A 19,062-nucleotide genomic window follows, 5' to 3' on the forward strand; every position below is an offset into this window, starting at 1 on the left:
TCATTTTTACCCCATAATATGCAAACATAGTGTCTTTTTTTGAAAACCTCGTCGTTTTTCTGTGATCGATGTGCGTCTACCTTTGCTGTATACAGTAACCAATAATAGGCAAAGTCATAAATTGATTAGCGGAGGCGTAGACAGCTGACAACATTGGATTAATTTTATCGCCATGATGAAAATTAACATATTCTACATTGCCAAAATAGCCGTTGTAGCTTCCGTTGGCGGATTTCTCTTCGGATTTGACCTTGTCATCATTGCCGGCGCCCTTCCTTTTTTGAAAACCGAGTTCCAGTTATCCGAAGCGATGCAGGGATTCGCCGTCAGCAGTGCGATTTTGGGTTGTGTTATCGGGCCTATCGGTGGTCTGTGGTTCACCGATCGATGGGGCCGTAAGAAAACGATGATGTTTTCCGGTGTGCTGTTTATGGTATCATCCGTCGGCTGTGCGATCGCATGGGGATTGTGGGATTTCTCTTTTTATCGGTTTCTGGGGGGATTGGGCATTGGTTTAGCGATGATTTCCTCGCCAATCTATATCGCCGAATTGGCTCCCACCCACCTTCGGGGCATATTGGTCAATGTCAATCAATTATCCAACGTGATCGGCATCAACATGGCCGTAATTTCGTGTTACCTTTTCTCTTTTGACGGATGGGGCTGGCGGTGGATGATGGCATCGGAAGTCATACCCACAGGGATCCTGATACTCGGTTTGTTGGTCATTCCCGAAAGCCCGAGGTGGCTGGTGCTAAAAGGTCAGATCAACGCAGCCGATCGTATTCTTACCAGGATCTATGATAAAGAAATGGCGGCTGCGGAGGTACAGCGTATCAAAGCCAGCAATCAAATGGCGCACGAGAGCAGTTTTAAAACGCTTCTATCCCCCGGAATTAAAGCAGCGCTGATCATCGCCATCTTACTCATGGTGTTGCAGCAAATCAACGGTGTCAATATGCTGCTTCTCTACGCTCCCAGCATCCTGATGGATGCCGGTGTCAGCATGGGTTCCCATGCCATATTGAGTTCACTCCCGGTATATGGTTTTATCCTGGTGTGTACGCTGTTGTCCTTTCCGCTCATTCGCAAATTCAATCGGCGCACGCTGCTCGTAAGCAGTGTATCCTTCATGGCGATTGGGCATATTGTCATGGCCATCAACTTTCAGCAAGGGTGGCCGCCCCTCTTCGCCCTGTTCCCGATGTTGATCGGTGCCGGTGCATTTACGCTCGGATTAGCGCCGCTGGGCTGGATCATTCTTTCTGAAATTTTTCCCAATCACATCCGCGGAAAGGCCACTGCGGTCGTGTGTATCTTTCTCTACCTGGCGTCTTTTGTTACCGCGCAATTTTTTCCGGTGCTTACGCAATGGTTTATCACAACCAACGGTAATCCCGCCGGTGTATACTGGATCTTTGCCAGTATCTGCACTGCTGGAGCACTTTTCTGCTGGTTCAAGGTACCCGAAACCAAAGGGCTTAGCCTAGAGAAAATCGGCGAGTTTTGGCAAAACAACATTCGAAACAAATAATATCCTATCAAGTATCCGATAATGAATCAAACAGAAAAGAAGATTGCTTTTGTACCTTTTGGCGAAATAAACTCACCCAGGGAACTGATTGCGCAAATGGCCGCAGCGGCTCTGGAAGAAGTGAAAGGACTGGGGTATGCGGTGGTATCCACCGACCTCGTGACCGATGATGAAGCGGGCACAGACGTCGCCCGAGCGTTGCACGACCTCGATGGCCAGTCGTTCGATGCGCTGATTGTCTGCCTCACCGGTTGGATCCCTTCCCATGCGGTTATCTCCATTACCGATCCGCATCGGCAGGTTCCCATGGTGTTGTGGGGATTGGCCGGAAAGCGGACGAACGGGCATATCGTAACCACCGCCGCACAAGCGGGCACCTCAGCGCTGCGGAAAGTTTTTGCGGACCTGGGGTATCGATTCACCTATTTATATAACATCATAGACAATCCGTCACCCTTGGAGAAAATCGACAGTTTCATCCAGGCTGCATTCGCCCAAAAAGCGCTTCGGTCCACGAAAATTGGCATGGTCGGCTTCCGGGATATGCGGCTTTATAACACGCTATACGAGGGCGTATCCCTAAAGAGCAAACTGGGTATCGAGGTCGAGTTTGTCGAAATGCTCGAGGTCGTAAAAGCCAGCGAGCGCGTGGAAGCGTCTGCTGTAACGGCAGTACTCAACACCATCCAAACAGCCTGGAATTTTCAGGGCACGGTTGACCGACAATTTCTGGAGCAAGGCATCGCTTATTACCTCGCCATCCGGAAAATAGCCCTCGAAAAAGGGTTGGATGCGATTTCGCTCAAAGATGTGGACGGCATGAAAAAATTACTAAGCTATCCGCCTGCCGTCGTATTCATGCTATTGGCGGATGAAGCAGGTCTATGCACCATTCCGGAAAACGACGTAATGGGCGCAGTAACCCAGCTGATTGTCAAGCAGCTGACCGGACAAAGTGCCGCTTATCTTGAGTTCTATGAATATTTTGAAGACAGCGTATTAATGGGCGTGCCGGACTATGTTCCCGCCGAAGTTGTACAGGAACGAGTAAACGTATTGCCGGCGGCATTTGGTCAAATCAGCGGGGGCTTGCTTAACGTTTCTTCCATGCGGGAAGGCAGGCTGACCATTGCCCGGCTTTCCAACACCGGGACAGCGTATACCATGCATATCGCGACGGGGGAAGGGCACTTGTGTTCCTGGGAGGAAGCCGGGTGGACACAACCGGCTCCCCAATTACCAAGCTTGCTGATTAAGCTGGATACAAAAACGGAACAATTTGTCCAACAGATATCCGGCCAGCACTACATTTTGGCCTATGGCGACTGTACATCGCTTTTGGTTGATTTCTGCCGCCTGAACGACATCGAAATTATTTTGCATCACGCCGCCAACTGACCGTAGCTTAGAATGGATAAGACAGTTGATATTTTCGTCTGCGGGTACTTATGCGTTGATCTGACGCCGGCTTTTAAAACGGAGGTCACCTTCCAGCCCGGCACCCTCACGGAGCTCAATGGAATGACCTTTTCGCTGGGTGGCGCCGTAGGCAATACCGGATTGGTTCTACATCGGTTTGGCAAAAAGGTGCTATTAAACAGTCTCATTGGAGATGACCATCTGGGTCGTTACATCTCGGATTGCCTGGATGAATATGGCGTGGCAAACAGCATCCAGAAAACCACCCATGCCGGAACGGCCTTCGGGATTGTGCTGGCCCCACCCGCCATCGATCGTCTATTTCTCGAATATCCGGGAAGCAGCCGATTCTTTGACCTGGCACGTGTCGACATCGAGAATGTGAAATCCAGTAAATTACTACATTTCGGTTACCTGCCCTTGTTGCAACATTTCTTCCATGCGAAGGGCGAGCAATTGGTCGAACTGTTTCAGCAAGCTAAGCGAAGTGGAACGGTCACTTCCATGGATCTGAGTTTACCCGATCCGACCGGTGAGACACAGGAAATTGACTGGCATGAAATTCTGACGCGCGTCTTGCCCTATACGGATATCCTGCTTCCCAGCATTGAAGAAATCCTATACATGACGATGCCGGATGTATATCGTGAACTATGTGAAAAACACGGAGAAGCACAGGTATTGGATCGGGTTTCGCCAGAGACGATACAAAGCGTAGGCCGGATGCTTCTGCGCTACGGCGTCAAAATCGTGTTGATTAAAATGGCTCACCGCGGTGCCTATCTGTTCACAGGCAATCTCACGGACGAAAAAAATGGACTCCTGGAATTGGATACCGAACAATGGAGTAATCTCACCCTGTACTGCCCCGCCTATGCGGCAGATAGGCAACGGATAACCAATGCTTCCGGTGCGGGTGATACGGCGGTCGCAGCCTTTCTAGCTGCGCTTCTCGAAGGTGTTACGCCACAAATGGCTGTGAAGTTAAGCACCGCGGCGGGAAGAGAAAGCTTGTACTGTAACGACCTGTATACGGAACTGCCCGATTGGGAAGATATTTATCATTTAGCAATAACTAATTAATGTAATCATGGAAATCCTAACAGCGACTAATAAGGATTGGTGGAAAGCCAGCGCAGACCAACTGCCGCAGATCATCCACGAACCACCGGGCCCGGTGTCTAAGCAGATGCATGCCAACACCGAAAAATACATGCGCGGACTCAGCGGACAGGTGAAATTGTTTCCGGTATGTTTTGAAGAGGGGCATGGTATTTCGCTTACCGATTCCGACGGCAATCGCTACCTCGACTTTTCGTCGGGTATCTACGTAACCTCGCTGGGTCATTGCCACCCAAAAATTTCATCGGCTATTTCGCATTGGGCGAACCGGCTGATGAACATGCACGATTTTACCACGCCGGTAAAAGAAAAGCTGCTGGAAAAATTGGTGGGGGTCTTACCCGCCGGACTGAACTCCGTGCAGCTCTTCAGCGATGGCGCTACCGCCGTTGAGGCGGGCATACGGGCCGCACGTGCCATCACGGGCAAACACGAGTTCATTTCCTGTTTCCGCGATTTCCATGGCAAAACCATGGCCGCTGTCAGCTGTGGCCAAATGATCCGTGGCGATGTTCACAGCTATGGGCCTACCCGGGCTCCCGGTTTCTATATGGTTCCCCGTCCGGATCCCTATCGGCCCCTTTGGACAAAACCCGACGGCACACTGGATACCGATGCCTACATCCGGTTTTATGAACAGTTCATCCAGGAATCTACCGTGGGAAATCTGGCTGCATTTGTCCTGGAACCCGCGCAGGGATGGGCTGGCTCCATCTTCCCGCCGGATGACTTCTTTCCGAAGCTGCGAGCCCTTTGCGATCAGAAAGGTGTCTTGCTGTTTGACGACGAAGTGCTGGCCGGCATGGGCCGTACCGGCGAATGGCTTACCCTCAATCACTGGGACGTGGTGCCCGACATCGTGACCTTTGGTAAGTCCTTTGGCAATGGGTTTCCGGTTACCGCCCTGGTAGTCAAAGAAGAATACGCCGAAGCCCTCGACAAAATATCCGGCTCTTCGAGCTATGGGGGCAATCCGATGGCCTGCGCCGCGGCCCTGGCTTCGCTGGAGGTCATCGAGGAAGAAAACTTGTTGGAAAATGCCAGGCACGTCGGCGAGAAGATGATGGCAAGGATGCGACGGATGAAGGACAGCCACCCCATCATCGGAGACGTAAAAGGCAAGGGCTTCTTGCTGGGGATCGAGCTAGTGAAAGACAAACAGACCAAAGAGCCCTTTGACAAAGCGGGGCAATTGGTCTACCAGAAAGCATTCCGCAAGGGGCTGGCCTGGATTCCGGCGGGCCATATCCTGCGCATGTCGCCCCCCTTGATCATGGATGAGCACTTCGCCATGCTGGGACTGGATATCATTGAAGAATCGATATACGAGGTTGAGAAAGAATTCGGATACCATTAAATCGCAAAAAATGTCAACGATCAACGAACTTTACATGGGATGGGCCAGTTCGGATATTACTCCCGAAGGGCCGGTTTCCCTTTTCGGACAATATTACGAACGCATCTCCACGCATGTGCAAAGTGCACTTACGGCCACTGCATGGGCCCTGGAAGCACCGGGTGCAGGCCACGACGGTCAGGCTATTCTGATTTCTCTCGACCTGTTATGGTGTACAACGGCGCTTCAAGAGGCCGTGCGGGCATCCGTATCGAAACAACTGCCCGATTTCGATCCACGCAAGCTGCTCATCTTTGCCACGCATACGCACTCCGGACCCGAACCGCGTGCTGACGATGAATACGGCAGGTTTTTGGTAGCCCGTCTCACAGAGACTGCCGTTGCGGCATGGCAACGGCGCTCACCCAGTCACGGGGTTACACCCGCCACCACGTATGCCCCCATCGGTCACAACCGGCGGGTGCAATATGCCGACGGCACCACCGAAATGTACGGAGCGGTTGACCGGGAGGACTTCATCGGACTGGAAGGCCCCGAAGATGCGTCGATGGACCTGCTATTCTGTTGGGGTCCGAACAACCAGCTCGAAGGCATTGTGATCAATGTGCCCTGCCCTGCCCAGGTGACCGAAGCGAAATATTATGTTTCGGCAGATTATTGGAACGAGGTGCGGCGGCGTCTGCGGGAGCGCTTCTCTCCGGATCTTTTTATCCTTGCCCAATGCGGCGCGGCAGGCGATATCTCACCCCGGGATCTGCCGCGGGGATATTCAACGGAAGCGCCAAACATGTGGGAGTGGGAAGGAGCCGCCGAAATCGGCAGGCGAATCGAACGGGCTGTATCCGATGCGTATGATCAGGTGCGGGATACGCGGGAGCGGCACCCGGTCTTCCGGCATCTTGTCGAAGATGTGGACTTGCCCCTGAGAAACGTCACGCACGAAGCGTACGAGCAGGCACGCCGTATCGTGGAAGAAATCCGATCGCGGGAACCGGCAGATCCGGCATCGCCCCAGACCGCATGGAACCGCTTTCTTGCCGAAATAAAAGCCAATGAAAAAACCAAGAGCCACGGCCCCTGGGATAACAAAAAGAGCGACTATGGTGTGCTCCGAAAGATGGAACTGGAAATGGAGCAATATGACAGCCATCCAAAAAAGCAGTACTACCGTACCGAAATCCACGTCGTCCGTCTTGGCAGTGTTGTATTTGCCTCGAATCCCTTCGAGCTGTTCGTGGATTACGGGTTGATCATCAAAGGACGAAGTGTCTTTAATCGCACCCTGTTAATCCAACTGAGCGGTGACTATGCCGATTACCTGCCGACACCCCGAGCGCTTGCCGGTGGTGGCTACAGTGCCATGGCAACGGCGGTAGGTCCGGAGGGCGGCTATCTGCTGGTCGAAAAAACCCTTGCCCTGATAAATGAAGTGAATTGATTTTAGTTTGAACCAAGTTTAACAATTATGAGAAAAAAACTATTTCTTACCGCAACCAGCGCCGTGTTGCTGCAGCTCCCCTTAGTCGGCGTTGTGCATGCACACGCCAGATCTGGTCATGCTGAACTCGTTTGGCAGCAACCGCAGGAGCCCGTAACGGGCCGTGTGACAAACGAAGCCGGCGAGCCGCTGGCAGGCGTAAGTGTTTCGGTAAAAGGAACCCAGCAGCGTTCCAGCACGAATAACAACGGTGAATTCCAGATTCAGGCGGGGGGAGCCGCCGACGTGCTGGTATTTAGTTATGTAGGATACGAAAACAAAGAAGTTTCCGTCGGACCGCAACGAACGGTACTTATCCAACTGGCAACGGCCGAAACCGCCATTGATGAGGTCGTCGTGGTAGGCTACGGTGCGCAATCAAAGCGGAAGATATCGACTGCGGTAAGCAAAGTCTCCGGCAGCAGCATCAACCATTTGCCGGTTACCACGCCAGGGAATGCCTTGGCAGGGATGGCCGCAGGTGTACAGGTCCAATCCGGTGGCGGCGATACGCCCGGACAAGCGCCTACCATCCGAATCCGGGGCATCGGATCACTCGGCGGGGGAAACGCACCCCTTTATGTCGTGGATGGCTACCCCCTTCAGGACGCATCGCACTTTTCCCGGATCAGCCCGTCAGACATCGAATCGATTGAAGTGCTCAAAGACGCCGCGTCAGCTTCCATCTATGGGTCGCGGGCAGCCAACGGGGTTATACTGGTAACCACGAAACGTGGAAAATCCGGAAAAACCACCTTCAATGTCAATGCCTATTCGGGTTTGCAGCAGGTTTACCGGAAAATGGAGATGATGAATGCCCAAGAATACCTCCAGTATGCCAAAGATGCACGCAATGCCAGCGGACTGGATTATCCCGATGTATTTGACACGCCTGAGCAGCTCGCCAATACCGACTGGCAGGACGTTATTTTCCAGAGCGCTCCCATGTCTGAATTCCGTTTGCAGGCGCTTGGAGGAAACGAAAAGGTACAATTCTCCATTTCAGGCAGTTACCTCGCCCAAAAAGGGACACTCAAGGGCACCGATTATAAACTCGCCTCGATGCGTACCAATCTCGACGCTGCCTTGTCGGATCGGTTAAAAATCGGCGTCAATTTCGCTCCGTCGGTCTCGATCCGTCACCAGCAGCCCCTCCCCGGCGTTAGTGGACCCGCTTCGTACGTTCCGGTATATGCTGCGCTATTAATGCCTCCCGTCGTTTCGGCACGTTTGCCCAACGGCGACTATGGGCAGAACAACGTGATGCCGTTTACCCAATATGGGTTCGCCGAAACCGGCATCCATAACCCGCTCGCGGTACTTGAATTGAATGAAAACCGACAGAATACGCTGAACTTGTTCAACAATGCGTACCTAAGCTGGCAGCCCATAGACGGGTTGGAAATAAAAACACAAGGTGGAGCAACGGTTTCTGCCCTTACGAATCAAACCTATATCCCGTCGACACTTGCATATGCAACATCGCCATTTGCCAACCTGTCGACCCCCAGTTTAGCCGGCATTCAAAGCCAGACCAACAGCGGAAGAAATATCGACTGGGTGTGGGAAAACACGGCTACCTATACCCGGAATTTCAACGACGTGCATAACCTGTCGGGTTTGCTGTTATTCTCCATGCAAAAAACCGACAATCAACTGGTTGCCAGCACAGGGCGGATCGGATCGTTTTCAAATGACATTATTACCAATCCCACAGCGGCCACCGAGCAGATCGGATCGTTGACGTATGGCCGCAGCAGTTTCCTATCCTATGCGGCGCGCGTCAATTACGACTACAAGGATAAATACATACTCATGGCATCGGTCCGGACCGACGCTTCATCGCGTTTTGGCCCGCAGAACCGATTCGGCGTTTTCCAATCATATGCCGCGGCATGGCGGATCAGCGAAGAATCGTTCATGGAATCCCAACAGCTTTTCAACGAGTTGAAACTCCGGGCAAGCTACGGTGAAACCGGTAACGCCAACATCGGCGATAACACCTGGATGAGCAGCGTGATTGCCCGAAACTATAGCTTCGGCGACGCACGGGTACCCGGAACGATTCTGCAGGGACTGCAAAACGAAAACCTGACCTGGGAAAAAAACAAGCAGGTGAACCTGGGCTTGGATGCCGCTTTCCTCGATAACCGGATTTACCTGACGGTGGATGTATACCGGAAAAATACCGCGGGCATGCTGTTTTCGAAAGAACTGCCTGCTATCGTAGGCTACGCCACTTCGTTTTATACGAACATCGGAAAACTGCAAAACGATGGTTTTGAAGTCGACCTGCAAACCACTAACCTGGAAGGTGCTTTTTCTTGGTCCACCAACCTGAATCTGAGTTTCAACCGGACCAAGGTACTTGATCTGGGTGGACGTGAATCACTCAACGCCTTGGCAGGAACCCCCGGATGGCCCAACGTATACAAGGTCGAAGTAGGCCAACCACTGGGTAACATGTACGGATTTATCATCGACGGTGTCGTCCGCAATGAGGCTCAGTTGAATGGGAACCCGCAATGGCCCGGATCTACGGTCGGCTCCTATCAGATTAGGGACGTCGACGGAAACGGCACTATCAACGAGGGCGACCGGACCCTGCTAGGGAACGGATTGCCGGATTTTGTCTACGGGATGACCAATACACTTGCCTATAAGAATTTTGATCTCAGTATCGTGATACAGGGCGTATTGGGCAGCAACGTCATCAACGGCGCTTCGCGCCATACGGAACTGTGGGTCGGCAGATTCAACACCGTCAAGGGGATGGCAAACAACTATTTTGACCCCGCCAATCCGGATCGGGATGTCAAATACGCTCGGGTTGGGCCACGCACCGGCTTTTCAACGGCGGGCGAACTCCACACCTATGCCGTCTACAACGGGTCCTTCCTGCGCGTACGGAACCTAACGCTCGGATACAACCTCTCCGAACGGATTGCCCAAAAGCTGCGGTTCAGTTCAGCACGGATATACGTCGCCGGACAAAATCTTCTTACGGTATCGGATTACCCCGGGTTTAATCCCGAACCCAGTATGTACGGAGACTCCGTTTACCAGCCCGGATCGGACCAAGGTACCTATCCATCAAACCGCAGTTACCTGTTAGGGATTAATTTTGGATTTTAACGTCAAGGAGAAGAATCATGAAAAAAATACGAGTTGTCGCTGCATTAGCCTGCTGCTGGACTACCTTATCAATGGTTAGCTGCACGGATTTTGTCGACTTAAAATACCCCACGATTGTGGGTCAGGATCAATATTACAACACGCAGAGTGATTTTCAGGCAGCGGTAAATGGCCTCTATGCAAGCCTCCGCCCGGTGTATAACGACTTCCATACGTTGGCCGAGCTACCGTCTGACAATACGCAAGCCAACGACTATACCCTGGGGCTGTTGTCTCTTGACCAGATGACCTGGCTGGACAATAATACCAACATACAAAACCTTTGGCTCAATTCATACCGGGTAATCGGACAAGCCAATACCATCCTGGCCCGGATAAATGGCATATCCATGGATGAAAACGTGAAGGCCCGCTTTATCGCAGAAGCCAAGTTTATACGGGCATTGATGTATTTCAACCTCGTTCGTTTTTTCGGCGACGTTCCCCTGGTAGTCAACGAAATCAAAACCGAAGCGGAAGCATACGGATACCTGCGCGAATCGGTACAGGTAGTTTATGATCAAATTGAGCTGGATTTAACAGATGCAATTGCGATATTGCCGTCCGTGGGACAAGTGGAAAACGATGGTAGGGCTACCAAAGGAGCCGCCCAAGGTCTGTTGGGAACGGTTTACGTCGCGCAGCGTTCGTTTGAAGAAGCGTTACCCATATTGGCCGAATTGATTGGAGATGGTCATTATAAGCTTTTGGATGACTACGAAGCGCTATTCCTCGCGTCTAACAAGAACAATGAGGAAATGCTGTTTTCAATACAATACCATAGTAATGGCAATGCGGAGGGCTCAAACTTCTCGATTTTGTTTGCACCTTTCGGATCGGGAACGGAGATTACCTCGGGGGGTAACCCCGCGCAGGTGAACGAAGGTACACAAGATCTCTGGGACGCCTTTGAGGAGGGCGATGCCCGCAAGCCGGTCGCCATTGCGAAGTACTCGCCTACCGGCGTGTATTATACCCGCAAGTTCCTCGATAAACCCACGGCAAACTACGAAGCAAGCAACAACTGGCCGGTTTTACGGTATGCCGACGTAAAGCTGCTCTACGCTGAAACGCTGAACGAACTAGGTAGGGGATCCGACGCCATGGATGAATTGAATGACGTCCGCCGTCGTGCAGATCTTGATGGGCTGTCGGGCCTGGGCCAAGCAGCGCTGCGCGATGCGATCCAACGGGAGCGCCGGGTAGAACTCTGCTTCGAAGGCCATCGTTGGTTCGACCTGTTAAGAACGGGGAACATGGTGGATGTGATGAGCGCATATAAGGAAAAGGGAGTCGGCTATCAGGTAGACTCGTATGAAGTTGACTCTTATAAGGTTCTTTTGCCCATACCGTTCAGGGAACGGAGTTTAAATCCGAAGCTAACACAAAACAATGGATATGAGTAAACAACATCTGTTTCTGTTAATCGCCTGGGTTATTCCCATTTTTCTAATGGCCAAGGTGCCGACGCCCAACGATTTTACGGGAAGCGATACCGAGCGGATACAAGCGGCAATCGACGCCGCTAAAGGAACCTCTGGTAAAGTGATCATTCCCGCCGACAATGCCAACGGCAAGAATCTATGGGAGATCGATCGCGCCATCTTACTGCCCAGCGACATGACCGTCATTCTGGATAATTGCACATTGCGGCTTTCCGATAACAGCCGGGATAACCTATTCCGCAGCGATAACGTGGGCGAAGGCATCAGCCAACCGACATGGAACCGCAACATCCGCATCATCGGCGTGGGCGAAGTAAGGTTGCAGGGCGCGTTGAACCCCCGATCGACCGGCGACAGCTTCCGCCAATTGACACTCGACACGGAGCAGGCCAAGAAAAACGGTAATTGGCGGATCAGCTATGGCAGCGATGCCGGGAAAGCCGACAGGAAGCAGACCGGCGACTGGCGCAACATCCTGATCCTGATGGGCTACGTAGATGGATTTACCTTGACGAATGTGTCCATTGAGAATACCCACAGCTGGGCGGTCAGCTTCGAGCGGACGTTACATGCCGAGCTGACACAGATCCGGATCGACAATCGGGAAGAACTGGAGATAAACGGCCAGAAAGTAAGCGTTGCCAATAAAGACGGAATCAATTTACGCCAAGGCTGCAAGTACTTCCGTATTGACAATATCTCGGGGTATACCGGCGATGATTTTATTGCGCTATCCAACCTCGGCAGCGGACCTGAATCGCCTGCCGCCAGTGGGGATATCACCTCTTACATGGTTACGGCCCCAACCTGGTTTGGGCCGGAAGACGATATCGAAGAGGTACATATCAGCAACATCCATTGTTCCAACCGCTACCGAGCTGTAGCGATCCGTGCTACAGACCAGGCAGGTATTCATCATGTTTTCATCAATTCATTGGTATTCCAAGCGGTGGACGGCGTGCATGAAGCCATCCTGCTGGGCGGCGGCGGATATGGAAAGCCATCGCTGCCTGGGAAGATTAATCACGTGTATGGAATGAATATCAAGGGCACTGGCAAATGCTTGGTACGCATCGAGTCGCCCGTGCACCATTGCGGTTTGATCAACGCTGTTTACGAGGGCGAAGGCGATGGACCCATCCTCTACACGATTGACAGGGAACAAATCCAGGATTTGGAGTTACTAAACGTTATACACACAACGCATTCTGAAAACTAACCTGCCGTACCAGCGCCCAATGATCCCATCAGTGCCATGGAGAAAATACGGGGGGAGGGCGGATGACAGAATTTGATACCGCACCTGTGAACCAGTATCTGGCAATAGTCGATAAATGACTTACGAAAATATAGCCGTGATCGCAGCGGAAAATCTTACTTCCGCTGCGATATTACCCTATGTGCGATTGTATTCTTACGAATTAACAGCTATATTCGTCCATGATGAAGCTATCCTACTTTTTTCTAACGTCCCTGACCTACTTGTTGCACTGCAGCTATCTATTGGCTCAGGAGCGCCCGGTTTCGGAGAATAACTTTCGCGAACCGCTTTTCAAGGTCGTGGACGATATGGAAAAACGTCACCACATTACCATCCAATACGATTCAACAAAGCTGGCCGATCTGTGGGTTGACTTTGCCCAATGGCGATACCGCGGAACGCCGGCGCAGACATTGGCCAATGTCCTTGCACCCTTACCGCTGAGCTACCGCCAGCTGGATGACAGCACGTACCGCATCACCAGCTATGAGTATTTTCGGAAACACCCGAAAGAAGGAAAGCAAGAACTCGCACAGTTGATGGCCAGTTACCAAACGTTGGCTCAATGGGAGAGCCGATCCGGCGACCTATCCTCCTGCATCCGTGAAACACTCGGCTTGCAACGCATACACCCCTCCCCAATCGCTGCAGCGATAAAAACACCCAAACGGCAATACAATGGCTACACGGTGGAAAATATCGCCATCGAAGCGTTGCCTGGACTTTATGTAGCTGGCTCTCTTTACGTCCCGACCGGCCGTAGCGGAAAGCTGCCCGCTATGCTGTGTCCCAATGGGCATTTTGCCAGTGGGCGGTACCGACCCGATCATCAATTGAGATGTGCGATGCTTGCCAGAATGGGGGTCATCGCCCTTAGCTATGACCTGGTGGGCTATGGAGAGTCACTCCTGCAATTGGAAGAAAGTGACCATCGGCGGAGCCTGACGGCTACCGTACAACTGATCAACAACCTCCGGATGCTAGATTTTATCCACGGCCTACCAGCGGTCGACACAAGCCGGATCGGCATTACCGGTGCTTCTGGCGGAGGAAGTCAGTCCATCTTGGTAACTGCCCTGGATGATCGCATCAAATTGAGCGTACCGGTTGTTATGGTCTCGTCCTATTTCTCGGGAGGGTGTCCTTGCGAAACCGGCGCCGGGCACCACTTCTGCGGCGGAGGCACCAACAATACCGAAATTGCAGCGATGGCCGCTCCGCGTCCCCAATTGCTTATTTCGGATGGTAACGATTGGACCGCCGATTTTCCCACTATTGATTTGCCTTATCTGAAATACGTATATGGTTTGTACGACCGAAAGAACCTGGTACAAAACATCCACCTTCCCGATGAAAAGCACGATTATGGCCCTGCTAAACGTCAAGCCATGTATGCCTTTGTTGCGGAACATTTTTCGCTGGAAATCGACACGTTGAAAGACCCCTCTGGTCACTTTTCGGAAGAAGGCTGCGTGGTGGAAGAGGAAGCGAGACTTTATGCATTTGGTATGGACGGCCAAAAACTGCCCTCCAATGCCCTGCAAGGTTTCGTCCAATTGCAAGACGCGCTGCGTTAAGAAGAACGGCAGAGAAAGAAACAATTTGATGTCACAGCTGTTAAGCTAGTGTTTGGAACTTTTCACTTACGAAAACATAATTGGTATCGCAGCAGGAATCTGTACTTCTATTGCCATGTTACCCCAATTGATCAAGGTCATAAAAACGAAAGAAACAGCCGATCTGTCCGTCACGATGATCGGCGTACTGATCGTTGGTGTCAGCCTATGGGTCTATTACGGGTTCCTGCAAAATGAAGTCCCGATCATCCTTTCAAATTCGTTTTCGGTCGTTGTGAATTTAACACTCTTGATCTGCTGGTTCCTCTTTAGAAAGAAATCATAAACCCGTTCCCAATCACACCGTCTTGCACTGAATAGGGGCGTTATCCGTATAGGCATAGATATTGTAACCATATTAGACAAATACAAAGCATATGAATGTAAAACGAATATTCGGCACCATTCTTACCATCTTGGGCATTGGAGGATTGATCTACACCGGTGCAATGGTCATCCAGCAAAGCGGACAGACGCGAGAATTAATCGTCGTTGGCATCATCGGTTTAATATTTTTTATATCCGGCATCTCGTTAATTCGCAATACCAAAGATAAAGAATAACTATAGCGAGATGGGCAGCTTGACCCGGGTGCCTGTACGTGCACTTTCGTAAATAGCCCTTACGATTTCAACGGACTTGCGGCCCTCTTCTCCGTTAATAAAGGGTTCATCGCCCGTCTCTATTGCACGGATCAGATCCGCCATCTGCCTTTGGTGGCCCACAAAACTAATATCCGCCGGATTGGAAGCGCCTCCCGCAGAAGCAGTCTCTTCCTTCATCGAACTCCTTATCCGCTCGTCGACGGAATCTTCCCGTTGAAATTGCCATTTTATGAAACTGTCTTCTTCCAGGATAGCCGTCCCTTCCGTACCCATTATTTCAATGCGCTTAAGCGTACCGGGAAAAACAGCCGTCGAGCACTCAATGGTTCCCAGCGCCCCGTTTTTAAAATTCAGTGTAGCGACGATGGTATCTTCCACCTCAATATTCTTGTGCCGGATATTGGCAGCCACCGCCTGAACGGATTCAACAGGCCCCATGTACCATTGCAATAAGTCGACCGAGTGAATCCCTTGGTTCATGAGCGCTCCGCCTCCGTCATATTCCCAGGTTCCCCGCCAGCGACCCGACGCATAGTATGCCTCACTTCTGTGCCACTTTACATACGCGCCGCCCAATACCAAATCACCGAATCTATTCTCATTCAGGGATTCTTTTAATTGGCTGCTTGCTTCGTAAAAACGCGACGGAAAGATAACCCCTACCTTTACGCCAGCTTTGCGGGCTGCAGCCAGGATCTGGTCGCATCGTTCAACCGTTATTTCGAGGGGTTTTTCAATCAGGCAGTGTTTACCGGCTTCGATGCTCTTCAGTGCAGGTTCGAGGTGTATTCCCGAAGGCGTGCAGATGCATACGATGTCGATTTCAGCGTCAGCCAGCATGTGTTCCAACGTATGGTAAGCCGTGCAGCTATGCTGACTCGCAAACGCATCCGATTTGGGCTGGTTGACGCTATAAACCCCAATTAAACGGGCATTCGTCAGCTCAGCAATCGCTTTCGCATGAAAATGAGCAATCATTCCCGCTCCTACAATCCCAAAACCGAAATGTTTTTTTTCCATAGTAAATTCGCTTTATTGAATGATAATCAGACTTAATTCAGCTACTCCGCCGTCAATAGAACCAAGCATCGCGCAAATATAACAGGTATCACCAAAAGGCATAGATTAGCCGGGAAATTTTACATCAAAAAAGAAGCCATTTGAAAAATCCAGGCAGGCATGTTATATTTGCTTGGACTATGTATGCGTCGCAATTATCTTTGCACCATAGACTAATCAATTAAATCAACGCTACCGATTCGTCGGCTATACGTTAACGTTTAGAATATGCCACAGGAAAACAAACGGCTTCTGTCATTGGACGCCCTCAGGGGGTTCGATATGTTTTGGATAACCGGAGGGGATGACCTCGTTCATATCGCAACGAAACTATTCGGCTGGGGATGGCTTGCCGTGCTATCGCAGCAGTTTCATCATCCGGAGTGGAACGGGCTGACGGCATACGACTGCATCTTTCCCCTTTTCATTTTCATGGCCGGGGTATCTGTACCCTTTTCGTTGGGCAGCCGCATGGAAAAGGGAGTACCCAAGTATAAATTGGCAAGAAAAGCCGTACAACGCGGCCTTATCCTGGTTTTGCTGGGCATCATTTATAACAACGGAATACTGGTCAAATCTTTTTCCGAAATGCGGTATGCAAGTGTATTGGGCCGGATCGGCCTGGCAGGTATGTTTGCGCAACTGCTTTACCTGTATAAGCCTTCGGCATTAAAGCTGTTGACCCAAGGAGTCATTCTTCTGTTGGGCTACTGGGCGTTCCTTAGCTGGTTTCCCGTTCCCGGCTGTCCGGTGGGAACGATGACCATGGAGTGCAATCCGGCCAGTTATCTCGATCAGCTTATCCTGCCTGGAAAATTATATAAGGGTATTCACGACCCGGAAGGCATTGTATCCACCGTCCCTGCCGTGATGACAGGTTTGCTGGGGATATTGGCCGGCATGCGGATACGAGGCAATACGGGTCAGTCCGGCGAACAAAAAGCGCAATACCTAGTTCTGTATGGAGTCATAGCGCTCACCCTGGGTATTATATGGTCGTTCTTCTGGCCGCTTAATAAAAATTTATGGACCGGATCTTTCGTGCTGGTCGTAGGCGGTATCAGCTTTCTTCTGTTGGCACTTTTCTATTGGATTATCGACGTAAAAAAGCGGCAGCGATGGACCCTGTTTTTTGTGGTCATCGGCACCAATTCAATCGTCATTTACCTGCTTAGCCACTTTGTTGATATCGGATATACGGCCAACGCCTTGTTTGGCGGAGTACTTGCATTCTTCGGGCCGGATACCGTCGAGTTGGGGCAGGTAGTAACCTATATCGTGGTACAATGGTGTCTTATGTATGTGTTGTATAAAAACAGATGGTTTCTTAAGGTATAAGCGACTGCTCCCTCCTTTCCCAAAGCTTCATGAATAGATGCTGTAGGACATCTTCAAGGTTCCACCAATATTAAGAAAAAATGCTACTACACATAACCCGGTGAACGTCAAATGACGCATTTGGCGTTTTCAAAAAACCTTTGCCAAAATCTATTGCTTAACGTGAAGCCCATCGCTATTGCCACGTAAAAAAGGCTCCAGCTGTCCATAGTGTGAAATGATATCGTATCCATCCATCGCACTAAGTGTGTCATAGTGGTCATATACCACCGCATCAATTCCCAGCTCTTTTGCCGCCTGAATCTCCGAATGGATATCATCTCCTATTACAAGAATATCTGCAGGTTGCAGCCCATGGTCAGCAGCTATTTTCTGAAAGATATCCTTTTTGGTGTGCGTGGAGGCCGAAGGATCGACAACATAGCAGGCGTCAAAATCATCACGTATCCTAAGCTGATTAATTTTACTTTCCTGCAGTCTGTTAAAACCGGTAGTAACCAGAAATTTAAGGCAATCGATCCTCTTTGTTAACTGATAATCATCGAACGGCTCTATGACACCGTCGTACTCGAGTTGGGACAGTATAGCTAACCCTTCTTCAATCAAGGTGTCACCAAAACGAAATTTTGTGGCAACGACCTGAAAAGGCTTCCGTTGGATGGCATCCTTGATTTCGGCCATCTCACCCTGATAGGCTCCGGATTGTTCAATGATGGCGAACAGGTCAGCAAAGAGCTTGTCGCCGATCGCATGCACGGGATATATCGTATTATCCAGATCGAAGATGATGGCTTTCTTTTTTGCGGTCATGACATCGTGGTTGTTTGCCGTTTTTGGCAAATGTTTACGAATATAAAAACTTCTTCCTACTTTCATGGAATAAGAGTGGAGGTAATACGTCGGAAATCACAATTATTATTTACAAATTTGGAGACCCTTGCGCGATATGCTTGAAGGGCCAATTAGTTTAGCAACACAAATGAATCAGTGGAGCTAACATAAACATAACATTACAGCAATATTCTTTTTTTAAGTTTGACCACCGGAAATGGAGGTGTAGCATTGAAACAAATCGACAAACGACAGCGTATCATCATCATCTACAACAAGTTCTGGAAAGAACTGTATGTCACTGCTTTTCGCAGGCTACACAGCGAAGAGAATACGGAGGACATCCTACAGGATCTTTTCCTCTCGCTGCTGGAGAAGGATGTCGTCCTAGATAACGACCCATCCGTCCGTGCGTTTCTCCATACCCGTCTGAAGAGTCGCATCATCGATTTCTACCGAAGGGAGGCCCTTCAAACCACTTATAAGAAGCAAGCCCACGTACAAGAACCCAACGTTGTATATACAGACACCCAGTTACTAACGCAAGAGCTGGAGACCGTGATGCAGCGGGAAATCGACAAGCTACCCACCAAAATGCGGGAGATATTCCGGCTGAGTCGGGAAGAAAGTCTCACCAATGAAGAGATTGCCACCCGTTTGGATATTTCGGGCAAGACCGTCAGGAACCAGCTCAGCACTGCGCTCAAGAAGATTAAAATGACCGTCCATGAATATTGTGCGGTGATCATCGCTTTGTTTACCACTGTCTAATTTTTTTTGGGACAAATGGCTTTCCCGTTCGGTTGTATAATTAAACGGGCAGT

General features: G+C 50.6%; 15 protein-coding genes. 13 read left to right on the top strand and 2 right to left on the bottom strand.

Annotated elements, in window-relative coordinates:
* Positions 1-172: 172 nt before the first annotated feature.
* From BMZ56_RS08875 to BMZ56_RS08925, 11 genes are all read left to right on the top strand, one after another.
* Complete coding sequence (locus tag BMZ56_RS08875; RefSeq protein ID WP_090626199.1) at positions 173-1,534, top strand: sugar porter family MFS transporter; 1,362 nt, start codon at positions 173-175, stop codon at positions 1,532-1,534.
* A gap of 21 nt (positions 1,535-1,555) precedes the next feature.
* On the top strand, positions 1,556-2,932 hold the full coding sequence (locus tag BMZ56_RS08880) for a hypothetical protein (protein WP_090626200.1): 1,377 nt from the start codon (positions 1,556-1,558) through the stop codon (positions 2,930-2,932).
* A 12-nt stretch (positions 2,933-2,944) separates the two neighbouring features.
* The gene (locus tag BMZ56_RS08885; protein WP_090626201.1) at positions 2,945-4,036 is read left to right on the top strand and encodes a carbohydrate kinase family protein; all 1,092 of its coding nucleotides are present in this window, start codon (positions 2,945-2,947) and stop codon (positions 4,034-4,036) included.
* A 7-nt stretch (positions 4,037-4,043) separates the two neighbouring features.
* Positions 4,044-5,432, top strand: a complete 1,389-nt coding sequence (locus BMZ56_RS08890; RefSeq protein WP_090626202.1) for an aspartate aminotransferase family protein — start codon at positions 4,044-4,046, stop codon at positions 5,430-5,432.
* Between the two features lie 10 nt (positions 5,433-5,442).
* Positions 5,443-6,870, top strand: a complete 1,428-nt coding sequence (locus BMZ56_RS08895) for a hypothetical protein (protein ID WP_143072885.1) — start codon at positions 5,443-5,445, stop codon at positions 6,868-6,870.
* Between the two features lie 27 nt (positions 6,871-6,897).
* Positions 6,898-10,044 (top strand): SusC/RagA family TonB-linked outer membrane protein, encoded by a 3,147-nt coding sequence (locus BMZ56_RS08900; RefSeq protein ID WP_090626204.1) that lies wholly within the window; start codon positions 6,898-6,900, stop codon positions 10,042-10,044.
* 17 nt (positions 10,045-10,061) lie between these two features.
* Positions 10,062-11,489, top strand: coding sequence for a RagB/SusD family nutrient uptake outer membrane protein (locus BMZ56_RS08905; protein ID WP_090626205.1), 1,428 nt, complete (start codon positions 10,062-10,064; stop codon positions 11,487-11,489).
* The gene (locus tag BMZ56_RS08910; RefSeq protein WP_218146520.1) at positions 11,482-12,747 is read left to right on the top strand and encodes a glycosyl hydrolase family 28 protein; all 1,266 of its coding nucleotides are present in this window, start codon (positions 11,482-11,484) and stop codon (positions 12,745-12,747) included. Before BMZ56_RS08905 ends, BMZ56_RS08910 begins: the two co-directional genes overlap by 8 nt.
* 221 nt (positions 12,748-12,968) lie before the next feature.
* Complete coding sequence (locus tag BMZ56_RS08915; RefSeq protein ID WP_090626207.1) at positions 12,969-14,366, top strand: alpha/beta hydrolase; 1,398 nt, start codon at positions 12,969-12,971, stop codon at positions 14,364-14,366.
* A gap of 52 nt (positions 14,367-14,418) precedes the next feature.
* On the top strand, positions 14,419-14,691 hold the full coding sequence (locus tag BMZ56_RS26155) for a SemiSWEET transporter (protein ID WP_262509816.1): 273 nt from the start codon (positions 14,419-14,421) through the stop codon (positions 14,689-14,691).
* Between the two features lie 91 nt (positions 14,692-14,782).
* A complete protein-coding gene (locus BMZ56_RS08925; protein WP_090626208.1) occupies positions 14,783-14,968 on the top strand; it encodes a hypothetical protein in 186 nt (61 codons plus the stop codon).
* On the opposite strand, the gene BMZ56_RS08930 is transcribed toward BMZ56_RS08925, so the two are convergent.
* Positions 14,969-16,030 carry a Gfo/Idh/MocA family protein gene (locus BMZ56_RS08930; protein ID WP_090626209.1) on the bottom strand — a complete coding sequence of 354 codons (1,062 nt, stop codon included), beginning with the start codon at positions 16,028-16,030 and terminating at the stop codon, positions 14,969-14,971. It lies immediately after the preceding gene.
* A gap of 267 nt (positions 16,031-16,297) precedes the next feature.
* On the opposite strand from BMZ56_RS08930, the gene BMZ56_RS08935 reads away from it, so the two are divergent.
* Positions 16,298-17,407, top strand: coding sequence for an acyltransferase family protein (locus BMZ56_RS08935; RefSeq protein ID WP_090626210.1), 1,110 nt, complete (start codon positions 16,298-16,300; stop codon positions 17,405-17,407).
* 150 nt (positions 17,408-17,557) lie between these two features.
* Here the strand turns inward: BMZ56_RS08935 and BMZ56_RS08940 are convergent, their stop codons facing one another.
* The gene (locus tag BMZ56_RS08940) at positions 17,558-18,217 is read right to left on the bottom strand and encodes an HAD family hydrolase (RefSeq protein ID WP_181127802.1); all 660 of its coding nucleotides are present in this window, start codon (positions 18,215-18,217) and stop codon (positions 17,558-17,560) included.
* Between the two features lie 225 nt (positions 18,218-18,442).
* Between BMZ56_RS08940 and BMZ56_RS08945 the strand changes: the two genes are divergently transcribed.
* The gene (locus tag BMZ56_RS08945; protein ID WP_177195097.1) at positions 18,443-19,009 is read left to right on the top strand and encodes a sigma-70 family RNA polymerase sigma factor; all 567 of its coding nucleotides are present in this window, start codon (positions 18,443-18,445) and stop codon (positions 19,007-19,009) included.
* The last annotated feature ends 53 nt before the right edge of the window (positions 19,010-19,062 follow it).

Origin of the sequence: Parapedobacter indicus, assembly GCF_900113765.1 — a bacterium.
Taxonomy (GTDB): Bacteria; Bacteroidota; Bacteroidia; order Sphingobacteriales; family Sphingobacteriaceae; genus Parapedobacter; species Parapedobacter indicus.

Bases quoted from the DNA above. Each gene is read 5' to 3' on its own strand.
- BMZ56_RS08875 (WP_090626199.1), top strand. From the start codon at position 173: ATGATGAAAATTAACATATTCTACATTGCCAAAATAGCCGTTGTAGCT.
- BMZ56_RS08880 (WP_090626200.1), top strand. From the start codon at position 1,556: ATGAATCAAACAGAAAAGAAGATTGCTTTTGTACCTTTTGGCGAAATA.
- BMZ56_RS08885 (WP_090626201.1), top strand. From the start codon at position 2,945: ATGGATAAGACAGTTGATATTTTCGTCTGCGGGTACTTATGCGTTGAT.
- BMZ56_RS08890 (WP_090626202.1), top strand. From the start codon at position 4,044: ATGGAAATCCTAACAGCGACTAATAAGGATTGGTGGAAAGCCAGCGCA.
- BMZ56_RS08895 (WP_143072885.1), top strand. From the start codon at position 5,443: ATGTCAACGATCAACGAACTTTACATGGGATGGGCCAGTTCGGATATT.
- BMZ56_RS08900 (WP_090626204.1), top strand. From the start codon at position 6,898: ATGAGAAAAAAACTATTTCTTACCGCAACCAGCGCCGTGTTGCTGCAG.
- BMZ56_RS08905 (WP_090626205.1), top strand. From the start codon at position 10,062: ATGAAAAAAATACGAGTTGTCGCTGCATTAGCCTGCTGCTGGACTACC.
- BMZ56_RS08910 (WP_218146520.1), top strand. From the start codon at position 11,482: ATGAGTAAACAACATCTGTTTCTGTTAATCGCCTGGGTTATTCCCATT.
- BMZ56_RS08915 (WP_090626207.1), top strand. From the start codon at position 12,969: ATGATGAAGCTATCCTACTTTTTTCTAACGTCCCTGACCTACTTGTTG.
- BMZ56_RS08925 (WP_090626208.1), top strand. From the start codon at position 14,783: ATGAATGTAAAACGAATATTCGGCACCATTCTTACCATCTTGGGCATT.
- BMZ56_RS08930 (WP_090626209.1), bottom strand. From the start codon at position 16,030: ATGGAAAAAAAACATTTCGGTTTTGGGATTGTAGGAGCGGGAATGATT.
- BMZ56_RS08935 (WP_090626210.1), top strand. From the start codon at position 16,298: ATGCCACAGGAAAACAAACGGCTTCTGTCATTGGACGCCCTCAGGGGG.
- BMZ56_RS08940 (WP_181127802.1), bottom strand. From the start codon at position 18,217: ATGACCGCAAAAAAGAAAGCCATCATCTTCGATCTGGATAATACGATA.